Here is a 24,862-nt window from a genome sequence, read left to right as displayed (position 1 = left end):
CACGTGGGTCAGGTTTGGATGGAAATCCCGGGGGTTACTGGGTCAGTTCTGCGTGGAAATCAACAACTTGCTGTCGAGCACGATGTTGTATTCGGGCAGGGGGGTCTTCGCCTGGTAGTACTTCATCGCGTCGCCACCGGTCTCCTCGGTGGTCTCGATCATCAGGCGGATGCCGCGCGACAGCGGCAGGCCGCTGTCCTTGACGGCTTTCATCGCGTACAGCACGGTGGCGATCGAGCCCTTGTCGTCAATGGTGCCGCGGCCGTAGAGGCGGTCGGGCACGACCGGGACAGAAATCGGAGGAGCGCTCGTCAGCGTCAGCCCACCATTGGCAGGCACGAAGGTGACCTCGAAAGGGTTGATCTGCTTGCCATTCAGCACCCATTCGGCGGGCACCACCGGCACCACGTCGGCATGGGTGAGGATGCCGAACTCCTCGCTGCCGGTGCCAGGCAGCGTCACTTCAAAAATGCGGTTGTCCACATTGCGGTAGCGCAGGCCGAAGTCGCGCGCCATGGACTCGACCAGCTTGCCGAAATCGATGATGGCCGGGCTTTCGCGCGGCGGCACCTTGGCATCGCGCACCGTGGGCAGGGCCACCATGCGCCGCAGGCTGTCGAGCACCGCGGCCTCCTGCGTGCGGCGCGTGTAGACGCCGAGCAGGCGAGCGATGTCGGCCAGTTCGTCCCCGGCCAGCGCCTCGCCACGGCTGTAGCGCTGCGCGGCGGCGGCCAGTGCAGGCTGGGCCTGGGCGACTTGTTGGACGAAAGCGGCGAAGCTCGCGGGCACGGGCTCGGCGACGAGCCAAGCATCGAGCGCGGGCTTCTTCAGCGTCTGTGCCTGGGCCGGCAGGCCGCAGGCCAGCGCGGCACCCAAGGCGATGGCCAGCAGGGAGTGGTTGCGAAAGTGCTTCATGGTCTTGCTCATGGAATGTGGTAGGCGAGCCGGCTCATGCCGGGGCGGCTGCCGGCGCGATGCGCAGCGGGATGGTGACCGGCCCGTCGTTCAGCAGCCAGACCTTCATGTCGGCGCCGAAGCGGCCGGTGGCCACCACCGGGTGCAGCGCACGGGCCCGCTGCACGACATAGTCGTACAGGCGCTCGCCGTCGGCGGGCGGCGCGGCGTTGGTGAAGCTCGGGCGGTTGCCGCCGCTGGTGTCGGCCGCCAGCGTGAACTGGCTGACGATGAGCAGGCCGCCCGCCACATCCTGCACGCTGCGGTTCATCTTGCCGGCCTCATCCTGGAAGATGCGCAGCTTCAGCAGCTTGGCCAGCAGCTTGTCGGCCTCCTGTTCGGTGTCGCCGCGTTCGGCGCAGACCAGGGCCAGCAGGCCGTGGCCGATCTGGCCGGCGATCTGGTGGTCGATTTCGACGCGGGCTTCGCGCACGCGTTGCAGCACGGTCATCATGCAGTGGGTTCCTCGGATTGGATGGTTTTCTCGTATTCGGTGTTCTCGCCGCGCGGCAGCACCTCGATGGACGCGACCAGGCCGGGCACCGCCGCCATCAGTTCGGCCTCGAGCGTGTTGCGCAGCTCGTGCGCGCGGCCCAGGCTCCAGTCGGCGGGCATGTGCAGGTGCATGTCGACAAAGCTGCGCTGGCCGGCGCGGCGGCTCACCAGGCGGTCGCTGTAGACCTGGCCCTGCCAGGGTTCGCAGAAGCGCTGCACGCGCTGCTCGATCTCGGCCACCACCTCGGCGTCCAGCGACTGGTCCATCAGGCCCTGCGACGAGCGCCAGATGAGTTCGGCGCCTTCCTTCAGGATGTTCAGCGCCACGGCCAGCGCCACCACGGCGTCCAACCACAGCCAGCCGGTGGCCATCGCGGCGAGCAGGCCGACGACCACGCCGGCCGAGGTCCACACATCGGTGTACAGGTGGCGCGCGTCGGCCTCCAGCGCCAGCGAGCGGTGCGCGCGCGCCGAGCGCATCATCAGCCAGGCCAGGCCGCCGTTGAGCGCCGAGCTCACCACCGACAGCACCAGGCCCAGCCCCACCTGCTCCAGCGGTTGCGGCGAGAGCAGGCGCTGCGCCGAGGCCCAGATGATGCCGGCCGCGGCGCCGAAGATCAGCAGGCCCTCGAAGCCCGCCGAGAAATACTCGGCCTTGGCGTGGCCGTAGGGGTGCTCGTCGTCGGCCGGGCGCTGCGCGATGGTCACCATGCCCAGCGCGAACAGCGCGCCCACCAGGTTGACCAGCGACTCCAGCGCGTCCGACAGCAGGCCCACCGAGCCGCTGACCACCCAGGCCAGGGTCTTGAGCACGATGGTGGCGATGGCCACCACCACCGACAGCTGCAGCAGCCGGTGCGGCGTGGCCCAGCGCGGCGCGGCGGGCAGTGGTGCGGATGGCATGGTCGGCGGCTCCCTGCGGTGGTTCAATGCTCACAAATTAAAAGCACTCAGCGCAGAATATACCAGCGCTGCAGCCGGATTTCACCATGAGGCCCGGGGCCATGGCAATGCCCGTCACCGGATTGTCGAAATCCGGATGCACAATGTGACATGACCCACAACAAGCCCGCATTCACCGCCCCCACCCGCCACCGCACGGCCGCTGCGGCGCTGGCCCAGGTGCAGGCCATCTACACCGAACAGATCAACCACCTGCGCGCGGCGATGCAGCGCTTCGTGGCCGGCGAGACGCCGAGCGCGCCGTACCGCGCCTGCTACCCCTTCGTGCGCATGCAGACGCACACCGTGGCGCGCCCGCCCACGTCGCGCACCTACGGCTTCGTCGAGGGCCCGGGCCAGTACGAGACCACGCTGACCCGGCCCGACCTGTTCGCCGACTACTACGCCGAGCAGTTCGAGCTGCTGATCGCCAACCACGGCGTGGAGCTGGAGGTGGGCACCAGCAACCAGCCCATCCCGATCCACTTCTCGTTCGCCGACAACGACTACGTCGAAGGCACGCTCACGCCCGAGCGGCGCCTGCTGATGCGCGACGTGTTCGACCTGCCCGACCTGCACGCCATGGACGACGGCATCGCCAACGGCACCTGGGAGCCGCAGCCCGGCGAGCCCCGGCCGCTGTCGCTGTTCACCGCGCCGCGCGTGGACTACTCGCTGCAGCGCCTGCGCCACTACACCGGCACCGCGCCCGAGTGGTTCCAGAACTTCGTGCTGTTCACCAACTACCAGTTCTACATCGACGAGTTCATCCGCCTGGGCCATGCCGAGATGGCCAAGGCCGACAGCGAGTACATCGCCTTCATCGAGCCGGGCAACGTGGTCACGCGCCGCGCCGGCCTGCCGCCCGAGGCGGTGGACGAGCTGGGCAGCCCGCCGCCGCGCCTGCCGCAGATGCCGGGCTACCACCTGGTGCGCGCCGACCACAGCGGCATCACCATGGTCAACATCGGCGTGGGACCGGCCAACGCCAAGACCATCACCGACCACATCGCCGTGCTGCGCCCGCACGCCTGGATGATGCTGGGCCACTGCGCCGGCCTGCGCCACAGCCAGCAGCTGGGCGACTACGTGCTGGCCCACGCCTACGTGCGCGAGGACCATGTGCTCGACGAGGAATTGCCGCTGTGGGTGCCGATCCCGGCGCTGGCCGAGATCCAGCTGGCGCTGCAGCAGGCCGTGGCCGATGTGTCGCAGGTGCCCGAGTCGCAGCTCAAGCGCATCATGCGCACCGGCACCGTGGCCAGCACCGACAACCGCAACTGGGAGCTGCTGCCCAACAACACGCCGCAGCGCCGCTTCAGCCAGAGCCGCGCCGTGGCGCTGGACATGGAGAGCGCCACCATCGCCGCCAACGGCTTCCGCTTCCGCGTGCCCTACGGCACCTTGCTGTGCGTGAGCGACAAGCCGCTGCACGGCGAGATCAAGCTGCCCGGCATGGCCAACCACTTCTACCGCGAGCGCGTGGACCAGCATTTGCGCATCGGCATGCGCGCGGTGGACATCCTGCGCGAAGGCGGCTCCGAGCGCCTGCACAGCCGCAAGCTGCGCAGCTTTGCCGAGGTGGCGTTCCAGTAACGCTCAGTCCTCGGCCACCAGGCGCGCGCGCACCAGCTTGCCCTTGACGCGCCCGGCGTTCAGCCGCCGGGCGGCCTCGGCGGCGATGCCGCGCTCCACCGCCACGTAGGTGGAGAAGTCGTTCACGTTGATCTTGCCGACCTGGTCGCGGCCAAAGCCCATCTCGCCGGTGAGCGCGCCCAGCACGTCGCCGGCGCGGATCTTCTCCTTGCGCCCGCCCACGATCTGGATCGTGGCCATGGGCGGCAGCAGCGGGCCGCCGGTGGCCGGCGTCAGCTCGGACAGCGGGTGCCACTCGGACTCGCGCCCCTGCAGCAGCTCGATGCGGCCCACGCTGCCCATCTCGGGCAGGCTGGCCAGGCTCAGTGCCAGGCCCTGGGCGTCGGCCCGGCCGGTGCGGCCGATGCGGTGCACGTGCACCTCGGGGTCGGGCGTCACGTCCACGTTGATCACGGCCTGCAGCTGGGCGATGTCCAGCCCGCGCGCGGCCACGTCGGTGGCCACCAGCACCGAGCAGCTGCGGTTGGCGAACTGCACCAGCACCTGGTCGCGCTCGCGCTGCTCCAGCTCGCCGTACAGCGCCAGCGCGCTGAAGCCCTGTGCCTGCAGCACGGCCACCAGGTCGCGGCACTGCTGCTTGGTGTTGCAGAAGGCCAGCGTCGATTCGGGGCGGAAATGGTTCAGCAGCTGCGACACGGCGTGCAGGCGCTCGCTCTCTTGCACCTCGTACCAGCGCTGGGCGATCTTGCCCGCGCTGTGCTGGGCCTGCACCGCGATCTGCTGCGGCTGCTTCATGAACTGCTGCGCCAGCCGCTCAATGCCCTCGGGGTAGGTGGCCGAGAACAGCAGGGTCTGCCGCGCGGTGGGGCACTGGCGCGCCACCTGGGCGATGTCGTCGAAGAAGCCCATGTCGAGCATGCGGTCGGCCTCGTCCAGCACCAGGGTGTTCAGCGCCGACAGCTCGAGCGAACCGCGCGCCAGGTGGTCCATCACCCGGCCGGGCGTGCCCACGGCGATGTGCGCGCCATGCTCCAGGCTGGCGGTCTGCCCGCGCAGCGGCACGCCGCCGCACAGCGTGACGATCTTGACGTTGTCATGGGCGCGCGCCAGCCGGCGCAGCTCGGCCGTCACCTGGTCGGCCAGCTCGCGCGTGGGGCACAGCACCAGCGCCTGCACGGCGAAGCGCCGCGGGTTGAGGTTGGCCAGCAGCGCCAGGCCGAAGGCGGCCGTCTTGCCGCTGCCGGTGCTGGCCTGGGCGATCAGGTCGCGCCCGAGCAGCGCCGCGGGCAGGCTGGCGGCCTGGATGGGGGTCATGCGGGTGTAGCCCAGCTGGCGCAGGTTGTCCTGCATCGCCGGGGACAGCGCGAGGGCCTCGAAGCCGTCGGCCGCCGCGTCTTGGGTAGAAGAAGTCATGGCCCGATTATCCGGGCCTGGAGCACTATGAAAATCGGAGCTTCTGGCGCTCATCCATTCTCGAATTCAATATGAAAACCCATTGAAATCCTTTGATGGCAAGCGCCAGCAGCTCCTTTTTTCATACCTGCTGCCGCGCCCGGCGCCAGGCCAGCGCCAGCAGACCGAGCGCCATCGCCAGCGCCGCGGGCCAGCCGGTGGCGGGCACCGGGGTGGCCTTGGCGGGCGGCGTGACCGGCGGTTCGGCAGCCGGCTCGGCGATCGCGTAGGGATCGCGCAGGTGGCCGTTCTGCAGGCCGTCCTCGTCCAGCTCGCCGCCGTCCACGAGCAGGTACTCGAAGGCATTGCCCACGCGCTGCGCGCCGGGCACCTCGCTCCACTGGCCGGTGCCACGCTGGTACTTGAGCAGCCGGGCCTGCGGCGACAGCTCGCCCGAGGCCTCGGCCCGCACCACGGCCTGCACGCCGACGGCGCAGTCCGTCAGCGCAAAGTCCACCGCGCCGTAGGGCAGCGCGTAGCCCTTGGGGGCCGGCAGCGAGATGCCCTGCGCCTGCAGCGGGCCGGCGCAGACCGCGTCGGGTGCCACGCTCAGACGCGAGGGCTTGGCCGCGCCGCCCGGCTGCAGATCGGCCACCTGCGCCGGCACTTCGGGCACCGGCCCCACCTGGAAGCGGCCGGTGTCGCTCCAGCCCGACCAGTTCAGCTCGGCATCGCGCACCCGGGCCCGCACGTACCACAGCTCGCCGTCCTGCAGCGCCAGCACCGGCACGGCACGGCCGTCGAAGGGGTCCAGCGGCGAGGCCTTGTCGCCGCCGTGGCTCAGGCGCGCAAAGCACTGGCGCTCGTCCCATTTGCGGTCGCACTGCCAGCGCTCGCCGAGCTCGTCGCCGCCGGGCGTGATGCGCTTGAGCTGCTCCTTGTGCGCCGCATTGGTGGTGAAGGGGTAGAGCCGCTGCGGCTGGGCCAGCAGCCGGCCCAGGTCGAGCTGCAGCATGTCGGCCTCCTTGCGGGTGTCCACGCTCTTGCCGGCGGCATCGAAGAACAGGTTGCTGCGGCGCGTGGCATCGCCCCACACGTCGAAGACCTCGCCGGCGAAGTCAGCGCTGCGCGAGAGCTGCCACTGCGATTCGTAGACCTGGTCCGCGTCCACGCTCTTCAGGCGCAACTGCACCGCGTCGCGCGCCATGCCGCCGAAGTTGCGCTTGGCCAGCAGGGGCCTGGCGTCATTCGCGCGCACCGACAGGCTGATGTCGTCGCCCACCACCAGCGGCTTGTCGGCCGCGTCGAAGGAGTGGCGGCGCCAGGTCTCGCGCGGCTGGCTGCCGAACTGCAGCTGCAGCTCGCTGTAGCCGTAGTCGATGCGGGTGTTGCGGAAGATGTCGAGGTCGCTATTGTCCTGGCCCTTGGCGCTTTCCAGCGCGCCGCTGGCCGAGGCCACGGTGAACCACAGGTGGCGGCTGTTCATGGAGTTGCCCGCGTCGAAGGCGTGCGAGTGGCCCACCAGCGTGGCGGCCAGCGCGTCGTGCTTCTCGGCGTAGTGCTCGATCTTGCGCACCAGGTCGCAGACCAGCACGGCCTCGGCCTGGCGCCAGGTGGTCGTCAGGCACGGCTGGTGGCTGACCATGACGAGGTGGCGCCTGCCGGGCTCGGCCAGGCTGGCGTCCATCCAGTCCAGCACCTCGCGGCTGTAGTTGGCGTTGAAGCCCTTGCGGCCGAAGTCGTAGTCGGCCACGTTCCAGTTGCCGGTGTTGTGCATGGCCGTCATCGGCGTCGAGCCCACGCTGAAGATGCGCGCGTCCAGGTAATCGAGCGCGTAGTAGTGGCCAGCGTAGCGCGTGGGCGTGGACGGGCGCGGCACCATGGCGAAGTACTTGCGGTAGGTGAGCGCCCATTTGGCGATCTCGGCATCGCTGTCGTTCTGCACCTGCGAGCCGAAGAACTCGTGGTTGCCCAGCGCCGGGATCAGCGGCACGTAGGGCGAGAGCGCGCCGAAGTTGTCGAAGAACTGGGTCTTCCACTGGCTGCGCGTCTCGCCCGAGCCGACAAAGTCGCCGCCCACCATCACGCCCTTGAGGTTCTGCACGCAGGTGGCCACCGGATCGGCCGCCTGGCAGCGCTCGCTGGCCATGATGCCGTTGGCGACGATGCTCTTGAAGATGCCGCCGCGGTTGTCCTGCGTGTCCGAGAAGGCGATGAACGAGGCCCGGTGGCCGTCCGCCACGTCGCCCGGCGCGGGCCAGGTCTTGAAGGCGTAGAGCGGCGTTTCCTTCTTCACCACGCCGGTGCCGGTCTGCAGCTTGTACTCGTAGACGGTGTTGGACTTGAGGCCCGCGAGCGGCGCGAAGAAGATCTGCGCATCCTTCAGCTCCTTGTCGGCCTGCACCATCGCAAACGCGGTGAAGGCGCTGGCGCCCTGCTCGCGGTAGAGCACGGTGGGCGCGGCGTCGGTGGTCTCGGCCATCACCACCATGCCGTGGGCGCCGGGGCTCATCAGCACCGGGCCCACGTTGAGGTTGGGCGCCGTCACCGGCGGCGGCGGCACGTCCTCGGTCAGCACGACCTCGTCGATGCCCCAGTACCAGTTGTTCGCGGCCTTGTTGTACTCCCAGACGAGCTGCGCCTGCTGCGCGCCCGCGGGCGGCTGGAAGTACAGCGTCTCCTTCTGGTTCTGGCGGCTCAGGTTGGCGCCATTGAACGCCTGCAGCAGCACCGGGGCCGCGCCGTCGTAGCTGACCAGCACCCGGCCCGACTCGGTGCCCGCGCCGCCGCCGCGGTAGAAGTTGGTGAAGGCCAGCGCATACAGCACGCCGGGCTTGACCGCGACAGACTGCGAGGCGAGCAGCGAGTCGAAGGCGCCCATGTTGTCCTTGGGACGGATGCCGTCGGACTTGGCGAAGGCGATATTGCCCTTGGCCGCCGCGAAGAAGGTGTCGCCCGCGCCCACGCTGGGCTTGGCCGTCACCTGCCAGTTGGCCAGCGAGGGCAGCGCGAGGTTGCCGACATCGCCGCCATTGCCCCGCAGCTGGCGGCTCCAGCCCGCGGGCACCTCGCCCGCCGCCACCTGGTCGAAGTTCTCGGCCAGCACCACCTGGGCGGCCTGAGCCGCGCCCTGCGCCAGCGCCATTCCCAGCACCAGCATCCCCACGAGCCCCCGTCCCGGCCCGCCATACCTGCATCCCAAACGCATCGCTTCCTCGCTGTCAAAAAAAGGGGCGATGCTAGGGACGGCGCATGACAAGCGCATGAATACCGGGCACGATGTGCGGGCGCCGCGCCCACCGGCACCCACGCCGGGCGCGGCCGCCTTGCCTGCGGGCGGAGCCGCCACCACAATGGCGCTGGCCCCGCACCGCGGGCAGTCCATCCAACAACTGATAGATCCAAGGAGAAGCCGCATGAAGTCTGCACACCGCCCCTCGCACCGGCTGCGCGCCACGCCGTCCTTTCGCCTGCTCGCCGTGGCCGGCGCCGCCCTGGTGCTGAGCGCCTGCGGCGGCTCGGGCTCCAGCGGCTTCATCGGCTTCAACTTCGACCGCGCCAGCAAGGAGCTGGCCACGCAGCAGGTGGCGGCCAGCGACATCGGCCTGCCCACCGGTGGCGCCAAGGTGACAGCCGTGGAGACGCCCAGCGCCGCCAGCGGCCCGCAGCCGCCGGCCTCGGTGCGCGCCAACATCAGCATCGCGCCGGTGGACCCGGCCGCGCCGCCCATCAAGATGGGCCTGCTGTTGCCCAAGGAGTGGAACGGCAAGGTGGTGATGCTGGGCGGCGGCGGCTACAACGGCACCATCCCCAGCCTCTACACCTACTCGGCCGCGCCGGCCAGCCAGGGCGCCTACCCGCTGCTGGCCCAGGGCTATGCGGTGTTCGCCAGCGACTCGGGCCACCAGGCGGGCGCGGCCGGCAGCCGCGACGGCAGCTTCGGCACCAACGACGAGGCGGTGGCCAACTTCTCGGGCGATGCGCTGAAGAAGGTGAGCGACGTGGCCCAGGTGCTGGTCAAGCGCTTCTACGGCACCAAGCCCGAGCGGCGCTACTTCATCGGCGGCTCGACCGGCGGGCGCGAGGCGCTGGCCGTGGCGCAGAAATGGCCCATCGACTGGGACGGCGTGGTGGCCTGGTACCCGGCCTGGAACGCGGCCAGCCTGGACCTGCAGTTCGGCCGCATCAGCCGCGCCTTCGCGCAGCCCGGCGCCTACCCGAGCCTGGCCCAGCGCAAGCTGCTGCAGGGCGCGGCCATCGCCCAGTGCGATGCGCTGGACGGCGCGGCCGACGGCCTCATCAGCAACGTGGCGGCCTGCAATGCGCAGTTCGACCCGGCGACGGCGCAGGTGGGCGGCAAGCCGCTGCGCTGTGCCTCGGGCGGCAGCGAGGGCGACCAGTGCCTGTCCGACGCGGTGATCGCGGCGCTCAAGACCTACAACACGCCCATCACCTTCAGTGCGCCGCTGGGCAGCGGCGAGACGCAGTACCCGGGCTTCAACGTCTGGGGCGCGGACCTGGGCCAGGAAGGCACGAGCCCGCTGCAGCCTACCGTGAACCTGCTGGCGATGAACACCACGCCGCCGGCCAGCCCCGCGCCGCTCACGGCGCCGTACTGGGCCGTGTTCTGGGACCAGTGGGTGCGCTACTTCGTCACCCGCGATCCGCAGTTCAACGCGCTGTCGCTCGACCCGCAGAACCCCGGCGCGTGGACGGCACGCATCCAGCAGCTCACCAAGCAGCAGGACATCAACAGCACCGACCTGCTCGCCTTCCGCAAGCGCGGCGGCAAGCTGCTGATGGCCCACGGCACGGCCGACGTGCTGGTGAGCACGCGCGCCACCGAGCAGTACTGGCAGCGCCTGCAGCAGACCATGGGCGCGGCCAACGTGCAGATCTTCGCGCGCTACTACGAGGTGCCGGGCTACGGCCACGCAGCCAGCACCGCGTTCAACGCCAACTGGGATTCGCTGGCCGCGCTGGACCAGTGGGTGAGCACCGGCAAGGCGCCCGCCAACCCGGTGGTGACCGACACCGCCGGCGTGCCCGGCCGCACCCGCCCGCTGTGCGAGTACCCGAACTGGCCGCGCTACAACGGCAGCGGCGACGTCAACAAGGCCGAGAGCTTTGCCTGTGTGACGCAATAAAGCATCAAAAAAGAGAGCTGCTCGCGCTCATTCACCAAGCATTTCAAAGACAAAACCCTTTGAAGTGCCGATGGAGAAAGCGCCAGCAGCTCCTTTTTTTATGAATACCGTGCTCAGGCCGGCACGCGCGGCTTGACCCGCGAGGCCGCCAGCTTGGCGTTGGCGCGGGCCGCATCGGTGTCGGCCGCGCGCGCCAGCGCCACGCCCATGCGGCGGCGCGCAAAGCTCTCGGGCTTGCCGAACAGGCGCAGCTCGGTGCCCGGCACCTGCAGCGCCTGGTCCACGCCGTCGAACACCACGCCCTTGGCCTCGACGCCGCCATAGACCACCGCGCTCGCGCCCGGCGTCTTCAGGCCCGTGTCCACCGGCAGGCCGAGGATGGCGCGCGCGTGCAGCTCGAACTCGTTCTGCCACTGCGTGATCATGGTCACCATGCCGGTGTCGTGCGGGCGCGGGCTGACCTCGCTGAACCACACCTCGTCGCCCTTGACGAACAGCTCCACGCCATACAGGCCCAGGCCCGCGGGCTCGCCCTGCAGGCCCTCGCCCAGGCTGGCGGTGACGGCCGCGGCGATCTGCTGCGCGCGGCGCAGCGCCTCGGGCGGCATGCGGTGCGGCTGCCAGCTCTCCACGTAGTCGCCCTGCACCTGCACGTGGCCGATGGGCTCGCAGAAATGCGTGGCGATGGCGCCGGAGGCATCGCGGGCGCGCACCGTCAGCAGCGTGATCTCGTAGTCGAAATCGACAAAGCCCTCGACGATGATGCGCCCGCCCTGCACACGGCCGCCTTCCATCGCGTAGTTCCAGGCCTTTTCCACATCGGCCGGGCCGTCGATCTTGCTCTGGCCCTTGCCCGAGCTGCTCATCACCGGCTTGACCACGCAGGGGTAGCCGATGCCGCCGGCACCGTTCTCGCCGTCGATCGCGGCGCGCAGCTCGTCCAGGCTGTCGCAAAAGCGATAGGGGCTGGTGGGCAGGCCCAGGGTCTCGGCGGCGAGGCGGCGGATGCCCTCGCGGTCCATGGTCAGCCGCGCCGCACGCGCCGTGGGCACCACGCGCACCGTGCCGGCGGCCTCCAGCGCCTGCAGCGCCGGCGTGGCGATGGCCTCGATCTCGGGCACCACCAGGTCGGGCTTCTCCTGCTCGATCAGCGCCTGCAGCTGCGCGGGATCGCTCATCGCGATGGTGCGCGCGTGGTGCGCCACCTGCTGGCCGGGGGCCTGCTCGTAGCGGTCGACCGCGATGGTCTCCACGCCCAGGCGCTGCAGCGCGATCAGCACTTCCTTGCCGAGTTCGCCGCTGCCGAGCAGCATGACTTTGGTGGCCTGGGGGGTGTAGGGGGTGCCGATGGTGGTCATGGGAATGGGAGGAGCAAGAGCCTGAAAGCCGCCGATTTTATCGGGGCGACTCGCTATGATGCCGGGTTGACTCCCTCCACACTCCAGCATCCAAGGAAGAGACTATGACGATCCAGACCGTAGGCATCATCGGCGCCGGCACCATGGGCAACGGCATTGCGCAGGCCTGCGCCGTGTCGGGCCTGAACGTGGTGATGGTGGACATCGCCGAAGCCGCCGTGCAAAAGGGCATTGCCACCGTGGGCGCCAGCCTGGACCGGCTCATCAAGAAAGAGAAGATGACCGAGGCCGACAAGGCCGCGGCGCTGGCCCGCATCAAGGGCTCGACCAGCTACGACGACCTGAAGGCCGCGCAGATCGTGATCGAGGCCGCCACCGAGAACGAGGCGCTCAAGGTCAAGATCCTCAAGCAGGTGGACGACCTGCTCGCGCCCGAGGTGATTCTGGCGTCGAACACCTCGTCGATCTCCATCACGCAGCTGGCCGCCATCACCAACCGCGCCGACCGCTTCATCGGCATGCACTTCTTCAACCCGGTGCCAATGATGGCCCTGGTCGAGATCATCCGCGGCCTGCAGACCAGCGACGCCACGCACGCCAGCGTGAAGGCGCTGGCCGAGAAGCTGGGCAAGACGCCGATCACCGTGAAGAACGCGCCGGGCTTCGTCGTCAACCGCATCCTGGTGCCGATGATCAACGAGGCCTTCTTCGTGCTGGGCGAGGGCCTGGCAACGGCCGAGGACATCGACGCCGGCATGAAGCTCGGCTGCAACCAGCCCATCGGCCCGCTGGCGCTGGCCGACATGGTCGGCCTGGACGTCTGCCTGGCGGTCATGGAGGTCTACCTGACCCAGTTCGGCGACAGCAAGTACCGCCCCAGCCCGCTGCTCAAGGAAATGGTCGCCGCCGGCCGCCTGGGCCGCAAGACCGGCCGCGGCGTGTACCAGTACTGATCCCGCCCAGCGTGGCCCTGCGCGCCCAGTACCACTTCCGGCCCGGGCCCCAGGGCCTGCAGGCCTGGGACGTGCGCCGCCTGGTCGCGCTGGCGGCGCCGCTCGCACCGCGCTGGGTGCCGCTCTCGGCCATCGCCGAGCTGGACGAGCCCTACTGGTTCAGCGAGCACGATCCACACCCCACCACGCGCGCGCTGGCCGAGCACATGCGCCTGGTGCAGCAGGCCGACACCGCCTACCCCATCGTGCTCTGCGCCGAAGGGCGCGTGATGGACGGCATGCACCGCGTGGTGCGCCGCCTGCTCGACGGGCACGACACGGTGCTGGCGGTGCAGTTCGCCGCCACGCCGCCGCCCGACCACCTGGATGCCGATCCGGATGCCCTGCCTTATGACGACCAGGACGACTAAGACAGCCGTGGCCACCGCATGAAGGTCTTGCTGATCCTGGCCGCCGCGGTCCTGCTCATCCTGTGGGCCGTGGGACGGCGCCAGCTGGCGCGCGAAGCCCGGGCGCGGCCGCAGATAGATGAAGCGTTGGCGGCCATCGCCGATCGGGTGGCCGCATCCGGCGAACCCAGCGGCTGGCGGTTCCGCATGCAGGGCGAGCGCGGCATGGGCGGCCCGGTCTATGGCGATGTGCTGTGCGACGACGGCACCTACCTGCCCCAGGTCTGGGAGTCCGACCTCTGCGTTTCACCCGATGGGCGCTGGCTGCGCACCGGCTTCTACGATGGCTCCACCGCGACGCTGGTCGACCGCCAAAGCCGCCGCAGCTGGCGCATCGGCACCGCCCAGGCCCAGGCGCTGGACGAAGTGCACCACGGGCTGCCGCGCTGGAGCGATGCAGCGCGCGGCCATGCCGGCGAACGGGAGCCGATGCGGAACGAAGCCTTTGCCGCCTGGCTGCAGGCGCGGGATTTCGGCCCCGGCGAGCCGCTGGTGGCCGTGCGCGACCTGTGGCTGGTGGCCGACGATGTGCCGGCCGGCGCAGCCATAGAGCCGCCGGCGCTGGCGCCGCCCCCTCCCGGCATGGCGGCCCCCGTGCTGTCGCTGCAGGGCCACTGGCCCGCATCGCTGCGCACGCTGCGCGATCCGCTGCAGATTTTCGGGCACCCGAACTGGCAGTTGCTGATGGATGGCCAGCCCCAGCCCTGGCTGCTGCACGGCAGTCCCCACCTGGCCTGGCGCGGCGACGGCCAGGCCTTTGCGCTGTATGCCTGGCCCGAGCACGAGGGCGCGGAGGGCGTGCAGCTGACGCTCGCGCTCTGGAGCGCCGAAGGCGGCTGGCAATCCTGGGACGAGCGCATGCCCCACGACCGCAAGAGCTGGACGGTGCAGCCGTACTTTCCCGGCGAGGCCGGGCAGCCGCCCGCGCTGCGCTGGGATGGCCATGCGGTGGCGCAGCGCATGGAACTGGACACGCCCGAAACCGACCGCCTGCACGACGGTTGCACCCTCAGCCTGGTCTGCAGCGACACCGCCGGCTGCGCGGGCCATGCGGCGGATGGCCGGGTGCTGCAGCAGCCGATACCGCGCCTGCGCTTTGACTGGCTGCGCGATCCTGCGCAGCCTGGGCTCTGGCAGGCGCGCAGCGCCCCGGTGGAGGGCCGGCCCCTGGTCTGGACGCTGCACCGCGACGCCGAAGACGCAGCTGGCGAAACCGCGGCCTACCACCTGCGCTGGGGCGGGCACGCGTTGCCCGGCGAATGGGCGCTCGAGCACCTGATCGTGGACGGGCGCAGCGCCTTGCTCATGCCCCACGACCGGGCGCCCGAGCGCGGCGGCGCGGGCGCGCTGTGCCTGTGGGATGGCGAACAGTTGCAGCGCCTGCAGTTGCCCTGGCCCGTCGTTCGTCTGGTACCCGTGCCCGGCCTGGACGGCGACGTGGCCGAGCGGGCCGCCGTCATCGCGCTGGCGGCCTGCGTGGCCGACCACCGCGACAACGCCAGCACGGCCACCTGGCGCTGGGCGCAACAAGCCGTGTCGGCGCGCAAGCTCGCACGCGATGACCACTCCCCCGTCTACACCGTGCGCCATATCGCCCCCGATGCCGGCGGCCACTGGCGGGTGCTGCCGCGCTGGCGCGAGGTGGACCGCATCCAGCATCCCTGCGCCGATGGGGACTACGTCTGGCACACCACCGCAGCGGACGGCCTGCACAGCGATGCACTGTGGTGGTGGGGCGGCGTGAACATGCGCGTGAACAACTACTGGAGCGAGGACGAGCCGCGCTTCGATGGCGTCTGCGTCACGCGCAGCGGCGCCATGCTGTGCGGCACCGGCCCCAGCGCCTGCCCGCACCCCGAGGGCCAGGGCTGGGCCACGCTGGAATGGGTGGAACGCGGCTACGGCGAGCCCGACGAATGGCGGCTGCACTGGCTGCAGCCGGCGCAACAGCAGGTGCTCAGCCTGCGCCTGCAGGCCCGCATGCCGCTGCTGCAAGGCTGGGACGAGCAAGGCCTGCGCTGGCTCGAAGCCGAGCCTGCGGAAGCGGAGGACGGCGGAACACGCACCATCGCTCCCGCCGACTGGCGGCAGGCCGCGCAGCAGCGCCTGCACACAGGCCCCCGGGGCCTGTGGCTGCGCCGGCAGGACCTGCGCTACACCGAGGCGCTGCTGGCCCGGGACGATTGGCCCTGGTAGCCTCGCTCCATTCAAGGGATAGTTTTAATTAAATTGCGCACAACTTAATTGCGAGAAATAATTCAACCCATGCCTGACGCACCCACCCCCTCCAGTCCTGCCGCACTGCGACTCGACCACCAGCTATGCTTCGCGCTGTACTCGGCCTCGCTGGCCATGACCAAGCTGTACAAGCCGCTGCTCGAACCGCTGGGTTTGACCTACCCGCAGTACCTGGTGATGCTGGTACTGTGGGAGCAGGATGACCGCATGGTCAACGAGCTGGGCGAGCGTCTGTACCTGGATTCGGGCACGCTCACGCCGCTGCTCAAGCGCATGGAGGCCGCCGGCTGGCTGCAGCGCCGGCGCGATGCGACCGACGAGCGCCGCGTGCGCGTCACGCTCACCAATGCTGGCCGCGCGCTGCGCGAGCAGGCCGCAGCCATCCCCGCCTGCCTGCTGCAGCAAAGCCAGTGCACGCTGGACGAGCTGCAGGCGCTGACCGGACAAGTTCAACAGCTGCGGGACCGCCTGGTCTCGCAACCGTCCCCCGCTTCATCCTGAAGCGATTTTTCCCCCCGAAGGAGTTTTCACCATGGCCTCACTGGACAAAGTTCTCTACACCGCCCGCGCCCACACCACCGGCGGCCGTGACGGCGCCTCGCGCACCGACGACGGGCGCCTGGACATCGCCCTGTCCTCGCCCGGCGGCGCCGGCCAGGGCACAAACCCCGAGCAGCTGTTCGCAGCCGGCTACTCGGCCTGCTTCATCGGCGCATTGAAGGCCGTGGCCGCCCGCCAGAAGGTCACGCTGCCGCAGGACCTGTCGGTGGACGCCGAGGTCGACCTGGGCCCCGTGGGCCAGGCCTACGGCATCGCCGTGCGCATGGCCATCCATCTGCCCGGCCTCGACAAGTCCGCCGCGCAGCAGCTGGTGGATGCCGCCCACCAGGTCTGCCCGTACTCCAACGCTACGCGCGGCAATATCGACGTCCAGCTCACGCTGGCCTGACCTGCATGCGGCGACAATCGCCGCATGCATGACGCCGCACCTGCCCCCTCCGCCCACCATCCCTACGCCCAGCTCGCGCCCGACGTGGTGCTGGACGCACTGGCCACCATCGGCCTGATGGGCGACGGGCGGCTCGCGGCGCTCAATTCCTACGAAAACCGCGTCTACCAGGTCTGGCTGGACGACGGCAGCCGCGTGGTCTGCAAGTTCTACCGGCCGGGCCGCTGGAGTGACGCGGCCATCGCCGAGGAGCATGCGTTCTCGCAGGCGCTGGCCGATGCCGAGATCCCCGCGGTCGCGCCGCTGGCCGTGCAGGGCAGCACGCTGCACCACCATGCGGGCTTTGCGTTCTCGGTCTCGCCCTGGCGCGGCGGGCGCCAGCCCGAACTCGACGACTTCGAGGTGCTGGAGTGGATCGGCCGCTTCCTGGCCCGCATCCATACCGTGGGTGCCGCCCAGCCCTTTGCGCACCGCCCCGCCATCAGCGTGCAGGCCTTCGGCGAGGAGCCGCACGACTGGTTGATGGAGCACGACGCGATCCCCCCGGCGCAGCGCTCGGCCTGGAGCCGTGCCTGCCTGGCCGCGCTCGACCAGGTGCGCCACGCATTCGGCGCCCACGGCCACCACAGCATTCGCCTGCACGGCGACTGCCACCCCGGCAATGTGCTGTGGGTGCCGGCCGACGAGCCCGGCGGCGGCCCGCATTTCGTGGACCTGGACGATGCCCGCACCGGCCCGGCCGTGCAGGACCTGTGGATGCTGCTGTCGGGCGACCGCGCGCAGCGCAGCCTGCAGCTGTCCACCCTGGTCGAGGGCTACGAGCAGTTCCGCCCCTTCGACCGGCGCGAGCTGGCGCTGATCGAGCCGCTGCGCACGCTGCGTCTCATCCACTACAGCGCCTGGCTGGCGCGCCGCTGGCACGACCCGATCTTCCCCATCCACTTCCCCTGGTTCGGCACCGAGGCCTACTGGGGCGAGCAGGTGCAGCTGCTGGAGGTGCAGATCGAGGCGATGGACGAGGAGCCTCTTTTCATCTAGCGCCACGCGCGCCACACCAGCTCGCCACCCAGCACCACCAGGAACAGCAAGAAGCAGCGCCGGAACAGCGCCGGGCTGATGCGGCAGCGGATGCGCTGCCCCAGCCACATGCCGAGGAGCGCGGGCGCGATGCCGAAGGCCGACCAGCCCAGTTGCTCGACCCGCAGCGCGCCCTGCGTGGCCAGCCCTGCAGCCAGCGCCACGGTGGACACGGTGAACGACAGCCCCAGCGCCTGCACCAGTTCGTCCCTGTCCAGCCGCAGCGACTGCAGGTAGGGCACGGCCGGCATCACCAGCACGCCGGTGGCGCCGGTCACCAGGCCCGTCGCGGCGCCGACCCAGGGCGACAGCCAGGCCTCCAGCCGCGCAGGCACGGCCAGCGGCGGCGCGCACAGCGCATAGCCCGCATAGGCGATCAAGGCCAGGCCCAGCCCCAGGCCGGCGCGCGCCGGATCGGCCCGCACCAGCAGCGCCGCACCCAGCACCGTGCCCACAACGATGCCCAGCATCATCGGCCACAGCCGGCGCACCAGCCGCGCCTTGGCCGGGCCGGCCAGCAGTTGCCACACATTGGTCACCAGCGACGGCACCACCAGCAGGGCGGCGGCCGCGGCCGGCGGCATCGCCATGCCCAGCAGGCCCATGGCCACGGTGGGCAGGCCCATGCCGGTCACGCCCTTGACGGTGCCGGCGGCGAGGAAGATGGCGCACAGCAGCGCCATCCAGGTCAATGAAATCTCATGCATGGCCCCATTGGGCCCGCTGGCGCGGCTTGGCACAATGCGGCATTGGCGCAGCAGCCTTCGGCCAATCCGAAGGCTGCACGCCCCGAATACAGGAGCCGTATGCGATTCGACCTGACCGACCTGCGCCTGTTCCTGAGCGTGGTCGATGCCGGCAGCATCACCCAGGGTGCGGCCCGCGCCCATTTGTCGCTGGCCTCGGCCAGCGAGCGCCTGCGCGGCCTGGAGCAGGACGCGGGCATTGCACTGCTCGCGCGCCATGCGCGCGGCGTGAGCACCACCGACGCCGGCGAGGCCCTGGCCCACCATGCGCGCCTGATCCTGCGCCAGCAGGCCCTGCTGCAGGGCGAGCTGCGCGACTTTGCCCAGGGCAGCCAGGGCACGGTGCACCTGTATGCCAACACCGCGGCGCTGGCCGAATTCCTGCCGCAGCGGCTCGCGCCCTGGCTGGCCACGCACCCGCGGCTGAACGTGGAGCTGAAGGAGCGCACCAGCGCCGAGATCGTGCGTGCCATCGCCGCCGGGCGGGCAGAGGCCGGCATCGTCTCCAGCGCCGTCGAGGCACCCGGCCTGGTGCGCCAGCCGGTGGCCGACGACCACCTCGTGCTCATCGTCCCTGCCGCGCATGCGCTGGCGGGCACGCGCTCGGCGCGGCTGGCCGACGTGCTGGGCGAGCCCTTCGTGGGGCTGGAGCCGGGCAGCGCGCTGCAGGAACATATCAACGAGCAGGCGCGCCGCGCCGGGCGCGAGCCTGCCTTCCGGGTGCGCATGAAGACCTTCGAGGGGCTGTGCGACATGGTGGCGCATGGCGTAGGTCTGGGCATCATCCCGCGCAGCATCGCCACGCGGCTGCGCCGGCGCTACCGCTTCGGTGTCGTGGCGCTCGAGGAGGTTTGGGCCCGGCGGCAGCTGTGCCTGTGCTTCGAGAACTGGGCTGCGCTGTCGCCCGCGATGCAGAACCTGCTGCGGCACCTGGGCGCCACGCCACCCTGATTCAGCAGCGGTTTTCCAGCTTGCAGTCCGGCACCGGCTGCCCCTGGGCATCGTGCCACTGGATGCTGCCAGCGGGCGCCGGCTGCGGCGGTGCCGATGGCGGAAGCGGCTCCGCGGATGGCGCCTGGGCCGGGTCGTACAGCACGGTGCCCGTGCCCACGCCTGCACCGACGCGGGCATTTCCCACCGAGGTGCCGACGCCCACGCCGGCATTGCCGGTGACCTGGCCGCTCTGGTTCACGCCCACCCCGACGCCGACCGGGCCAACGCCCGTGCCCACGCCGGCCGACACGCCGCCGCTGCCCAAGCCCACACCGACCGTCACCGGCCCCACCGGAATGCCGACGCCCACATAGGGCGAGCAGGCCGACAGCAGCGCGATGCCGCCGGCACCGCAGAGGAAGCGCAAGGACTTGGCCATCAGGTCCGCCTCGGCGGCAGCGTGATGCTGGTGCTGTGCGAGATCTCCACCGGCGCGTCCGCCGCGGGGCGGATCACCTGCGCGGGCGGGGGGGGCGGTGCGGCGGGCGGAGGCGGGGCGATCTTCGGCTGGATGTTCTTCTTCCAGGCCTCGACCAGCACGTCGTTGACGAACTGGCGGTCCAGCCACAGCCACAGCAGGAAGGGCACCAGCGTCGGCAGCACCAGGCTGCCCAGCTGGTAGCTGTAGGCCAGGGCTTCGAGCTGGCCCTGGCTGATCTTGAGCACGCGCAGGTCGAGCTGCGTGGTCAGCGCCACCTGCATCAGCAGCGAGCTGCAGATGCTGAACGCCTGGAACGGCAGCAGCACCACATAGCCCACGGCGGCACGCCACCAGCGCCCCGGCCCCCAGGCCGCCAGCAGCAGCGCCAGGAAGATCGGGAACCCGTAGGCGTAGCGGCCCGGATCGCCGTCCACCGAGATCTCCACCCAGCGGCCGCCGGTCTGCGCATTGGCCACGGCGACCGAGGTGTCCACCTCGATCTTGCCCGGCGCGACGTGCACCTGGCGCACCCAGCCCGAGGCGGTCTGCTCCAGCCCGGCCTTGGACAACGCCGCCACCGGGTAGCTGATCCACGGCGACAGGTAGGTCCAGGCCGTGGTGAGCACGATGATGCCGGCGAACGCCAGCACCGCGAAACGCTGCATCGGGTTGAGGCGCTTCATGGCAGTCAGGCGGCTGCTGGCGTCATCGGGGGAGCCGGCGGCTCGGCGTCGTCGGCGCGCTGCCTTCGCTGCCCGGCACGCACCCACACCAGCCAGACGACCAGCACGTCGAGCATGATCAGCGCCTGCCACAGGTATTCATGGGCGAAGTTGAAGGCCGTCATGTTCCACTGCCCCAGGTAGAACAGGCTGATGACGCGCACGATGTTGATGGCCTGCACCGCCACGAAGCCGGCGACCATGCCGATGAGCTTGTGCCGCCACGACGAGGGAAACGCCAGGATCGCCGCGAACAGCACGATGCAGGCCTCGATGCCGTTGCAGCCGGCCTCGATGGACACGCCGAAATTGCTGGCATGGTTCCACAGCACCTTGCCTTCGGCCACGGCCGACTTGTCGAACCAGGTCACCAGGAAGGCGCAGATTTTGGCCAGCAGCGCCGTCCACGGCTCCACCAGGTGCTGCTGCACCCAGTTGAGCATGTTGATGCCGAACAGCGTGAGCTGGATGGCGAGGAAGATGAAGAAGAAGCGGACCATGGCGCGGTGCTCTGGTTGTCGGGGGCGATGCCGGCCATCTTACCTCTGGCGCCCCGCAAAACCACCGCCACACCGGGTGCAGGCCAGGGGGTTTGGCGGCTCGAAAATTCAAATTTGATAGCTGCTTGCGCTTACTGCACAAGCCCAAACCCCTTAAAAGATCAAAAACCCCGCAGAATCAAGGTTCTGCGGGGTTTTCAGCATTCAGGCGCCGGCGGCGCTCAGGCGAGCAGCGCGTTCACCCGTTTCACGTAGGCGGCCGGGTCCTCGGGCATGCCGCCCTCGGCCAGCACGGCCTGGTCGAACAGGATGTGGGCCAGGTCATGGAAGTGCACCGAGCCGTCGAGCTTCTTGACCAGCGGGTGCTCGGGGTTCACCTCCAGCACCGGCTTGCTGTCGGGGGCGGCCTGGCCGGCCTGCTTGAGCAGGCGCGCCAGCTGCAGGCTCATGCCGCCGTCCTGCACCACCAGGCAGGCGGGCGAATCGACCAGGCGGCTGGTGGCGCGCACGTCGTCGGCACGGTCCTTGAGGGCTTCCTTGAGCTTGGCCAGCATGGGCTTGAAGGCTTCGGCGGCCTCTTCGGCGGCCTTCTTCTCAGCCTCGTCCTGCAGCGTGCCCAGGTCCACGGCGCCCTTGGCCACCGATTGCAGTGGCGTGCCATCGAAGTCGTGCAGGTAGTTCAGCGCCCACTCGTCCACACGGTCGGTCATCAGCAGCACCTCGATGCCCTTCTTCTTGAAGACTTCGAGCTGCGGGCTGTTCTTGGCGGCGGCCAGCGTGTCGGCGGTGATGTAGTAGATGGCCTCCTGGCCTTCCTTCATGCGCGCCTTGTAGCCGGCCAGCGAGACCGTCAGGCCGTCGTGCGTGGTCGAGGCAAAGCGCAGCAGCTTGGCGATGCGGTCCTTGTTGCCGAAGTCCTCGCCCAGGCCTTCCTTGAGCACGGCGCCGAAGGCGTTGTAGAACTGGGTGTACTTGCCTTCCTTGGCCTGGTCCTCGTCGCTGACCACATCGGTCACGCCATCGGCGCTTTCGCCAACCGCATGCTTGTCGTGCTTGGCCAGGTCTTCGAGCATGGACAGCACGCGCTTGGTCGAGCCTTCGCGGATCAGGCGCACGTCGCGGCTTTCCTGCAGCAGTTCGCGGCTGACGTTCAGCGGCAGGTCGGCCGAGTCGATCACGCCCTTGACGAAGCGCAGGTACTGCGGCATCAGCGCCTCGGCGTCGTCCATGATGAACACGCGCTTCACATACAGCTTGATGCCGGCGTGCTTGCCCTGCTGGTACAGGTCGAACGGCGCCTTGGCCGGGATGTACAGCAGCTGCGTGTACTCGGTATTGCCTTCAACGCGGTTGTGGCTCCAGGTCAGCGGGTTCTCGAAGTCGTGGCTGATGGACTTGTAGAACTCCTGGTACTGCTCGTCGGTGATGTCCTTCTTGTGGCGGGTCCACAGCGCGCTGGCCTTGTTGACGGTTTCCCACTCGCCGGTCTTGAGCATCTCGCCGGGCTGGTCGTTCTCGCCGTCCTTCCACTCCTCCTGTTCCATCAGGATGGGCAGGCTGATGTGGTCGGAGTACTTGCCGATGATCTGCTTGAGCTTGTAGCCGTTGAGGAACTCCTCGGCCTCGGGGCGCAGGTGCAGCGTGATGCTGGTGCCGCGCGCGGCACGCTCGATCTGCTCGACCTCGAACTCGCCGGTGCCGCCGCTGACCCAGCGCACGCCCTCGCTGGCCGGCAGGCCGGCGCGGCGCGACTCCACGGTGATCTTGTCGGCCACGATGTAGCCCGAATAAAAGCCCACGCCGAACTGGCCGATCAGCTGGGAGTCGGCCTTCTGGTCGCCGCTGAGCTTGTCCACGAAGGCCTTGGTGCCGCTCTTGGCGATGGTGCCCAGGTTGTCGATGGCCTCCTGCTCGCTCATGCCGATGCCGCTGTCGGCGATGGTGATGGTCTTGGCGGCCTTGTCGAAGGACACCCGCACCTGCAGCTCGGGCTGGTCCTCATAGAGCGCGGCATTGTTCAGCGCCTCGAAGCGCAGCTTGTCGCACGCGTCCGACGCGTTGGAGATCAGCTCGCGCAGAAAGATCTCGGGGTTGGAGTACAGCGAATGGGTGACCAGGTGAAGCAGTTGCGCGACTTCGGCCTGGAAGGAATGGGTTTGCTTGGTCATGGGTGTGCGGGGTCTAAGGAAAGTTGGCTTTGCCCGCCTATATAGGGGCCGCCGGCGCAGCTTCAAGCCTGTGCGCCCCTCACAAAGGCCTGTACCCGCCGTATCGGCTCCGCCCGGACACCATTTGGAGATCGAATGAGGACGCGTCCAATAAAAAATACTGATCAAAAACTAAAACACAGTAATTTACAGAAGGGTAACGTAACAAGCGTCAACGTCACCTCCGTGACTCCGTTATAAGCAGTATCATTCAAACAAATATGTTTCCTTTAGTTACATATGTAAAACAACCAAGCATTCCAGGCACGCTGCAACACAGATTCGGCACCAAGATTGCAATACATTGTTTTGCAAGAATTTTTAACAATTTTCAGCCTGCAAAAAGCCTTCAACCCTGACCTCCCGCCCTAGAAAGCCCACCATGTCTGTTACACGTTTTGCCCTTTTCTGCGCACTGCTTGCGACCTCCGCCGCTCATGCCGCGACCGCGCCCACCATGAACTTCAACGTCACGCTGACGGTGAACTCCAAGTGCACCATCACCGGTTCCATCGGAGACATGGCCTTTGGTGCCCAGGACACCTCGGCGACCAATCTGCAGAGCTCGACGACGCTGCAAGTGCTGTGCACCAAGAAGACCCCCTACTCCATCGCGCTGACCCCCAACAGCACCAACAGCACCACCGGCGCCGGCAACATGTCCAGCACCAGCGGCACCAACAATGTCAGCGGCGCCGCCAACCCCGACACGGTGGCCTACCAGCTGCGCCAGGCGACCGGCGCGTCCGCCGCCGTCTGGGGCAATGTGAGCGGCACCGGCTCCAACGTGGTGCCCGTGGCCGCCGCCTCCAGCAACGGTACGGCCCCGGTGAGCACCACCATCTACGGCACCATCTCGAGCATCGGCAACGTGGTGCCCGATACCTACAAGGACGTCGTCACCGTCACCGTCTCCTACTAAGATAGGCACGCCTGCTGTATCCATCCGGTCTATGAAACTCCGCCACGCCCTCTGGTCTGTGCTGCTGGCCGTGCCCACCTGGGCGCTGGCCATCGGCCTGCAGATCTCGCCCACCTCGCTGCAACTGGCAGCGTCGCAGAATGCCGATGGCATCTGGCTGAGCAATGTGGGCGAGACAGTGATCTCGGCCCAGGCGCGCGTGTTCCTCTGGACGCAGCAGGATGAGGACGACCGGCTCGCGCCTTCCACCGCGCTGATCGTCAGCCCGCCGATGCTGCAGATCCCCCCGGGAGGCAAGCAGTTCGTGCGCGTGATCCGCAGCGGCCCGCCGCCCGCGGCCGAAACGGCCTACCGCGTGATCATCGACGAGCTGCCCGTGGAAGCCCCGCCGGCCGAGGGCGCAGCCCCATCGGCCCGCACGCCGAGCCAGAAGCAGATGGGCCTGTCCTTCGTCATGCGCTATTCCCTGCCGGTCTTCCTGGCCGGCGAAGCCGCCGCCGCGCCCCAGCTGGCATGGAGCGTGCGCAAGAGCGCCACGCAATGGCGGCTGCAGGTGCGCAACACGGGCAGCAGCCGGGCCCGCATCGCCGATGTGCAGGCCGTGCTGGCCGACGGCAGCCGGACCACGCTGCACGGCGGCCTGCTCGGCTATGCGCTGGCCGGCCAGACCATGCACTGGAACCTGCCTGCCCCGGCTCCCGCCATCCGCCAGCCAGTCACCGGCTACGAGGCCCTGGTGAACTATGAGGTAATGCCGCTCCATGCCACCGACTCCGCCCAACCCTGAGCGGCGGCGGCAAT

At 69.3% G+C, this 24,862-nt stretch carries 21 protein-coding genes and 1 pseudogene; 11 read left to right on the top strand and 11 right to left on the bottom strand.

Going from position 1 to position 24,862, the window contains the following annotated elements; genetic code table 11:
- Positions 1-66: 66 nt before the first annotated feature.
- From ACYVKR_RS22380 to ACYVKR_RS22370, 3 genes and pseudogenes are all read right to left on the bottom strand, one after another.
- Positions 67-915: pseudogene (locus ACYVKR_RS22380) on the bottom strand (M20/M25/M40 family metallo-hydrolase); the annotation flags it as partial.
- 34 nt (positions 916-949) lie between these two features.
- Positions 950-1,408: a D-aminoacyl-tRNA deacylase gene (dtd, locus tag ACYVKR_RS22375; protein WP_460483189.1), complete on the bottom strand. Its 459-nt coding sequence runs from the start codon at positions 1,406-1,408 to the stop codon at positions 950-952.
- On the bottom strand, positions 1,405-2,352 hold the full coding sequence (locus tag ACYVKR_RS22370) for a cation diffusion facilitator family transporter (protein ID WP_460483188.1): 948 nt from the start codon (positions 2,350-2,352) through the stop codon (positions 1,405-1,407). Before ACYVKR_RS22370 ends, dtd begins: the two co-directional genes overlap by 4 nt.
- 150 nt (positions 2,353-2,502) lie before the next feature.
- Here ACYVKR_RS22370 and ACYVKR_RS22365 point away from each other — a divergent pair, with 150 nt between their 5' ends.
- Positions 2,503-3,987, top strand: coding sequence for an AMP nucleosidase (locus tag ACYVKR_RS22365; RefSeq protein WP_460483187.1), 1,485 nt, complete (start codon positions 2,503-2,505; stop codon positions 3,985-3,987).
- A 3-nt stretch (positions 3,988-3,990) separates the two neighbouring features.
- Here the strand turns inward: ACYVKR_RS22365 and dbpA are convergent, their stop codons facing one another.
- On the bottom strand, positions 3,991-5,400 hold the full coding sequence (gene dbpA, locus ACYVKR_RS22360) for an ATP-dependent RNA helicase (RefSeq protein WP_460483186.1): 1,410 nt from the start codon (positions 5,398-5,400) through the stop codon (positions 3,991-3,993).
- 121 nt (positions 5,401-5,521) lie between these two features.
- Positions 5,522-8,539, bottom strand: a complete 3,018-nt coding sequence (locus ACYVKR_RS22355) for a metallophosphoesterase family protein (protein WP_460483185.1) — start codon at positions 8,537-8,539, stop codon at positions 5,522-5,524.
- Positions 8,540-8,795: 256 nt separating this feature from the next.
- On the opposite strand from ACYVKR_RS22355, the gene ACYVKR_RS22350 reads away from it, so the two are divergent.
- Positions 8,796-10,526 carry an alpha/beta hydrolase family protein gene (locus tag ACYVKR_RS22350; RefSeq protein WP_460483184.1) on the top strand — a complete coding sequence of 577 codons (1,731 nt, stop codon included), beginning with the start codon at positions 8,796-8,798 and terminating at the stop codon, positions 10,524-10,526.
- Positions 10,527-10,639: 113 nt separating this feature from the next.
- Here ACYVKR_RS22350 and purT read toward each other — a convergent pair whose 3' ends face one another.
- On the bottom strand, positions 10,640-11,884 hold the full coding sequence (purT, locus tag ACYVKR_RS22345) for a formate-dependent phosphoribosylglycinamide formyltransferase (protein ID WP_460483183.1): 1,245 nt from the start codon (positions 11,882-11,884) through the stop codon (positions 10,640-10,642).
- Positions 11,885-11,988: 104 nt separating this feature from the next.
- Between purT and ACYVKR_RS22340 the strand changes: the two genes are divergently transcribed.
- The 6 genes from ACYVKR_RS22340 (at position 11,989) to ACYVKR_RS22315 (ending at position 17,511) form a co-directional block, all read left to right on the top strand.
- The gene (locus ACYVKR_RS22340) at positions 11,989-12,837 is read left to right on the top strand and encodes a 3-hydroxybutyryl-CoA dehydrogenase (protein ID WP_460483182.1); all 849 of its coding nucleotides are present in this window, start codon (positions 11,989-11,991) and stop codon (positions 12,835-12,837) included.
- Positions 12,838-12,848: 11 nt separating this feature from the next.
- Complete coding sequence (locus tag ACYVKR_RS22335; protein WP_460483181.1) at positions 12,849-13,247, top strand: hypothetical protein; 399 nt, start codon at positions 12,849-12,851, stop codon at positions 13,245-13,247.
- Between the two features lie 18 nt (positions 13,248-13,265).
- The gene (locus tag ACYVKR_RS22330; RefSeq protein WP_460483180.1) at positions 13,266-15,482 is read left to right on the top strand and encodes a hypothetical protein; all 2,217 of its coding nucleotides are present in this window, start codon (positions 13,266-13,268) and stop codon (positions 15,480-15,482) included.
- Between the two features lie 69 nt (positions 15,483-15,551).
- Positions 15,552-16,025, top strand: a complete 474-nt coding sequence (locus ACYVKR_RS22325) for a MarR family winged helix-turn-helix transcriptional regulator (protein ID WP_460483179.1) — start codon at positions 15,552-15,554, stop codon at positions 16,023-16,025.
- 31 nt (positions 16,026-16,056) lie between these two features.
- Positions 16,057-16,473 carry an organic hydroperoxide resistance protein gene (locus ACYVKR_RS22320; RefSeq protein ID WP_460483178.1) on the top strand — a complete coding sequence of 139 codons (417 nt, stop codon included), beginning with the start codon at positions 16,057-16,059 and terminating at the stop codon, positions 16,471-16,473.
- A 24-nt stretch (positions 16,474-16,497) separates the two neighbouring features.
- A complete protein-coding gene (locus ACYVKR_RS22315; RefSeq protein WP_460483177.1) occupies positions 16,498-17,511 on the top strand; it encodes a stress response kinase A in 1,014 nt (337 codons plus the stop codon).
- On the opposite strand, the gene ACYVKR_RS22310 is transcribed toward ACYVKR_RS22315, so the two are convergent.
- Positions 17,508-18,257, bottom strand: a complete 750-nt coding sequence (locus ACYVKR_RS22310) for a sulfite exporter TauE/SafE family protein (protein WP_460483176.1) — start codon at positions 18,255-18,257, stop codon at positions 17,508-17,510. The two genes, ACYVKR_RS22315 and ACYVKR_RS22310, sit on opposite strands and share 4 nt — an antisense overlap.
- Before the next feature lie 99 nt (positions 18,258-18,356).
- Between ACYVKR_RS22310 and ACYVKR_RS22305 the strand changes: the two genes are divergently transcribed.
- A complete protein-coding gene (locus ACYVKR_RS22305; RefSeq protein ID WP_460483175.1) occupies positions 18,357-19,247 on the top strand; it encodes a LysR family transcriptional regulator in 891 nt (296 codons plus the stop codon).
- 1 nt (position 19,248) lies between these two features.
- On the opposite strand, the gene ACYVKR_RS22300 is transcribed toward ACYVKR_RS22305, so the two are convergent.
- The 4 genes from ACYVKR_RS22300 to htpG all read right to left on the bottom strand — a co-directional run bounded on the left by ACYVKR_RS22300 (position 19,249) and on the right by htpG (position 23,100).
- Positions 19,249-19,668 carry a hypothetical protein gene (locus ACYVKR_RS22300; RefSeq protein WP_460483174.1) on the bottom strand — a complete coding sequence of 140 codons (420 nt, stop codon included), beginning with the start codon at positions 19,666-19,668 and terminating at the stop codon, positions 19,249-19,251.
- The gene (locus tag ACYVKR_RS22295; protein WP_460483173.1) at positions 19,668-20,393 is read right to left on the bottom strand and encodes an exosortase H-associated membrane protein; all 726 of its coding nucleotides are present in this window, start codon (positions 20,391-20,393) and stop codon (positions 19,668-19,670) included. Before ACYVKR_RS22295 ends, ACYVKR_RS22300 begins: the two co-directional genes overlap by 1 nt.
- Before the next feature lie 5 nt (positions 20,394-20,398).
- Positions 20,399-20,932, bottom strand: coding sequence for an exosortase H (gene xrtH, locus ACYVKR_RS22290; protein ID WP_460483172.1), 534 nt, complete (start codon positions 20,930-20,932; stop codon positions 20,399-20,401).
- Between the two features lie 221 nt (positions 20,933-21,153).
- Entirely contained in the window at positions 21,154-23,100 is a 1,947-nt protein-coding gene (htpG, locus tag ACYVKR_RS22285; protein WP_460483171.1) for an Hsp90 family chaperone protein, read from the bottom strand.
- A gap of 496 nt (positions 23,101-23,596) precedes the next feature.
- Between htpG and ACYVKR_RS22280 the strand changes: the two genes are divergently transcribed.
- Entirely contained in the window at positions 23,597-24,061 is a 465-nt protein-coding gene (locus ACYVKR_RS22280) for a spore coat protein U domain-containing protein (protein WP_460483170.1), read from the top strand.
- A 31-nt stretch (positions 24,062-24,092) separates the two neighbouring features.
- Positions 24,093-24,848: a fimbrial biogenesis chaperone gene (locus ACYVKR_RS22275; RefSeq protein WP_460483169.1), complete on the top strand. Its 756-nt coding sequence runs from the start codon at positions 24,093-24,095 to the stop codon at positions 24,846-24,848.
- Positions 24,849-24,862: the final 14 nt, after the last annotated feature.

The organism is Comamonas humi, from assembly GCF_054782535.1.
The sequence above is the reverse complement of the archived record's forward strand: the minus strand, read 5'-3'. Positions and strand labels throughout refer to the sequence as shown.

What these genes read in the sequence shown, in the direction of transcription:
- dtd (WP_460483189.1), bottom strand. Translation starts at nt 1,408, where the DNA reads ATGATGACCGTGCTGCAACGCGTGCGCGAAGCCCGCGTCGAAATCGAC.
- ACYVKR_RS22370 (WP_460483188.1), bottom strand. Translation starts at nt 2,352, where the DNA reads ATGCCATCCGCACCACTGCCCGCCGCGCCGCGCTGGGCCACGCCGCAC.
- ACYVKR_RS22365 (WP_460483187.1), top strand. Translation starts at nt 2,503, where the DNA reads ATGACCCACAACAAGCCCGCATTCACCGCCCCCACCCGCCACCGCACG.
- dbpA (WP_460483186.1), bottom strand. Translation starts at nt 5,400, where the DNA reads ATGACTTCTTCTACCCAAGACGCGGCGGCCGACGGCTTCGAGGCCCTC.
- ACYVKR_RS22355 (WP_460483185.1), bottom strand. Translation starts at nt 8,539, where the DNA reads ATGCTGGTGCTGGGAATGGCGCTGGCGCAGGGCGCGGCTCAGGCCGCC.
- ACYVKR_RS22350 (WP_460483184.1), top strand. Translation starts at nt 8,796, where the DNA reads ATGAAGTCTGCACACCGCCCCTCGCACCGGCTGCGCGCCACGCCGTCC.
- purT (WP_460483183.1), bottom strand. Translation starts at nt 11,884, where the DNA reads ATGACCACCATCGGCACCCCCTACACCCCCCAGGCCACCAAAGTCATG.
- ACYVKR_RS22340 (WP_460483182.1), top strand. Translation starts at nt 11,989, where the DNA reads ATGACGATCCAGACCGTAGGCATCATCGGCGCCGGCACCATGGGCAAC.
- ACYVKR_RS22330 (WP_460483180.1), top strand. Translation starts at nt 13,266, where the DNA reads ATGAAGGTCTTGCTGATCCTGGCCGCCGCGGTCCTGCTCATCCTGTGG.
- ACYVKR_RS22325 (WP_460483179.1), top strand. Translation starts at nt 15,552, where the DNA reads ATGCCTGACGCACCCACCCCCTCCAGTCCTGCCGCACTGCGACTCGAC.
- ACYVKR_RS22320 (WP_460483178.1), top strand. Translation starts at nt 16,057, where the DNA reads ATGGCCTCACTGGACAAAGTTCTCTACACCGCCCGCGCCCACACCACC.
- ACYVKR_RS22315 (WP_460483177.1), top strand. Translation starts at nt 16,498, where the DNA reads ATGCATGACGCCGCACCTGCCCCCTCCGCCCACCATCCCTACGCCCAG.
- ACYVKR_RS22310 (WP_460483176.1), bottom strand. Translation starts at nt 18,257, where the DNA reads ATGCATGAGATTTCATTGACCTGGATGGCGCTGCTGTGCGCCATCTTC.
- ACYVKR_RS22305 (WP_460483175.1), top strand. Translation starts at nt 18,357, where the DNA reads ATGCGATTCGACCTGACCGACCTGCGCCTGTTCCTGAGCGTGGTCGAT.
- ACYVKR_RS22300 (WP_460483174.1), bottom strand. Translation starts at nt 19,668, where the DNA reads ATGGCCAAGTCCTTGCGCTTCCTCTGCGGTGCCGGCGGCATCGCGCTG.
- ACYVKR_RS22295 (WP_460483173.1), bottom strand. Translation starts at nt 20,393, where the DNA reads ATGAAGCGCCTCAACCCGATGCAGCGTTTCGCGGTGCTGGCGTTCGCC.
- xrtH (WP_460483172.1), bottom strand. Translation starts at nt 20,932, where the DNA reads ATGGTCCGCTTCTTCTTCATCTTCCTCGCCATCCAGCTCACGCTGTTC.
- htpG (WP_460483171.1), bottom strand. Translation starts at nt 23,100, where the DNA reads ATGACCAAGCAAACCCATTCCTTCCAGGCCGAAGTCGCGCAACTGCTT.
- ACYVKR_RS22280 (WP_460483170.1), top strand. Translation starts at nt 23,597, where the DNA reads ATGAACTTCAACGTCACGCTGACGGTGAACTCCAAGTGCACCATCACC.
- ACYVKR_RS22275 (WP_460483169.1), top strand. Translation starts at nt 24,093, where the DNA reads ATGAAACTCCGCCACGCCCTCTGGTCTGTGCTGCTGGCCGTGCCCACC.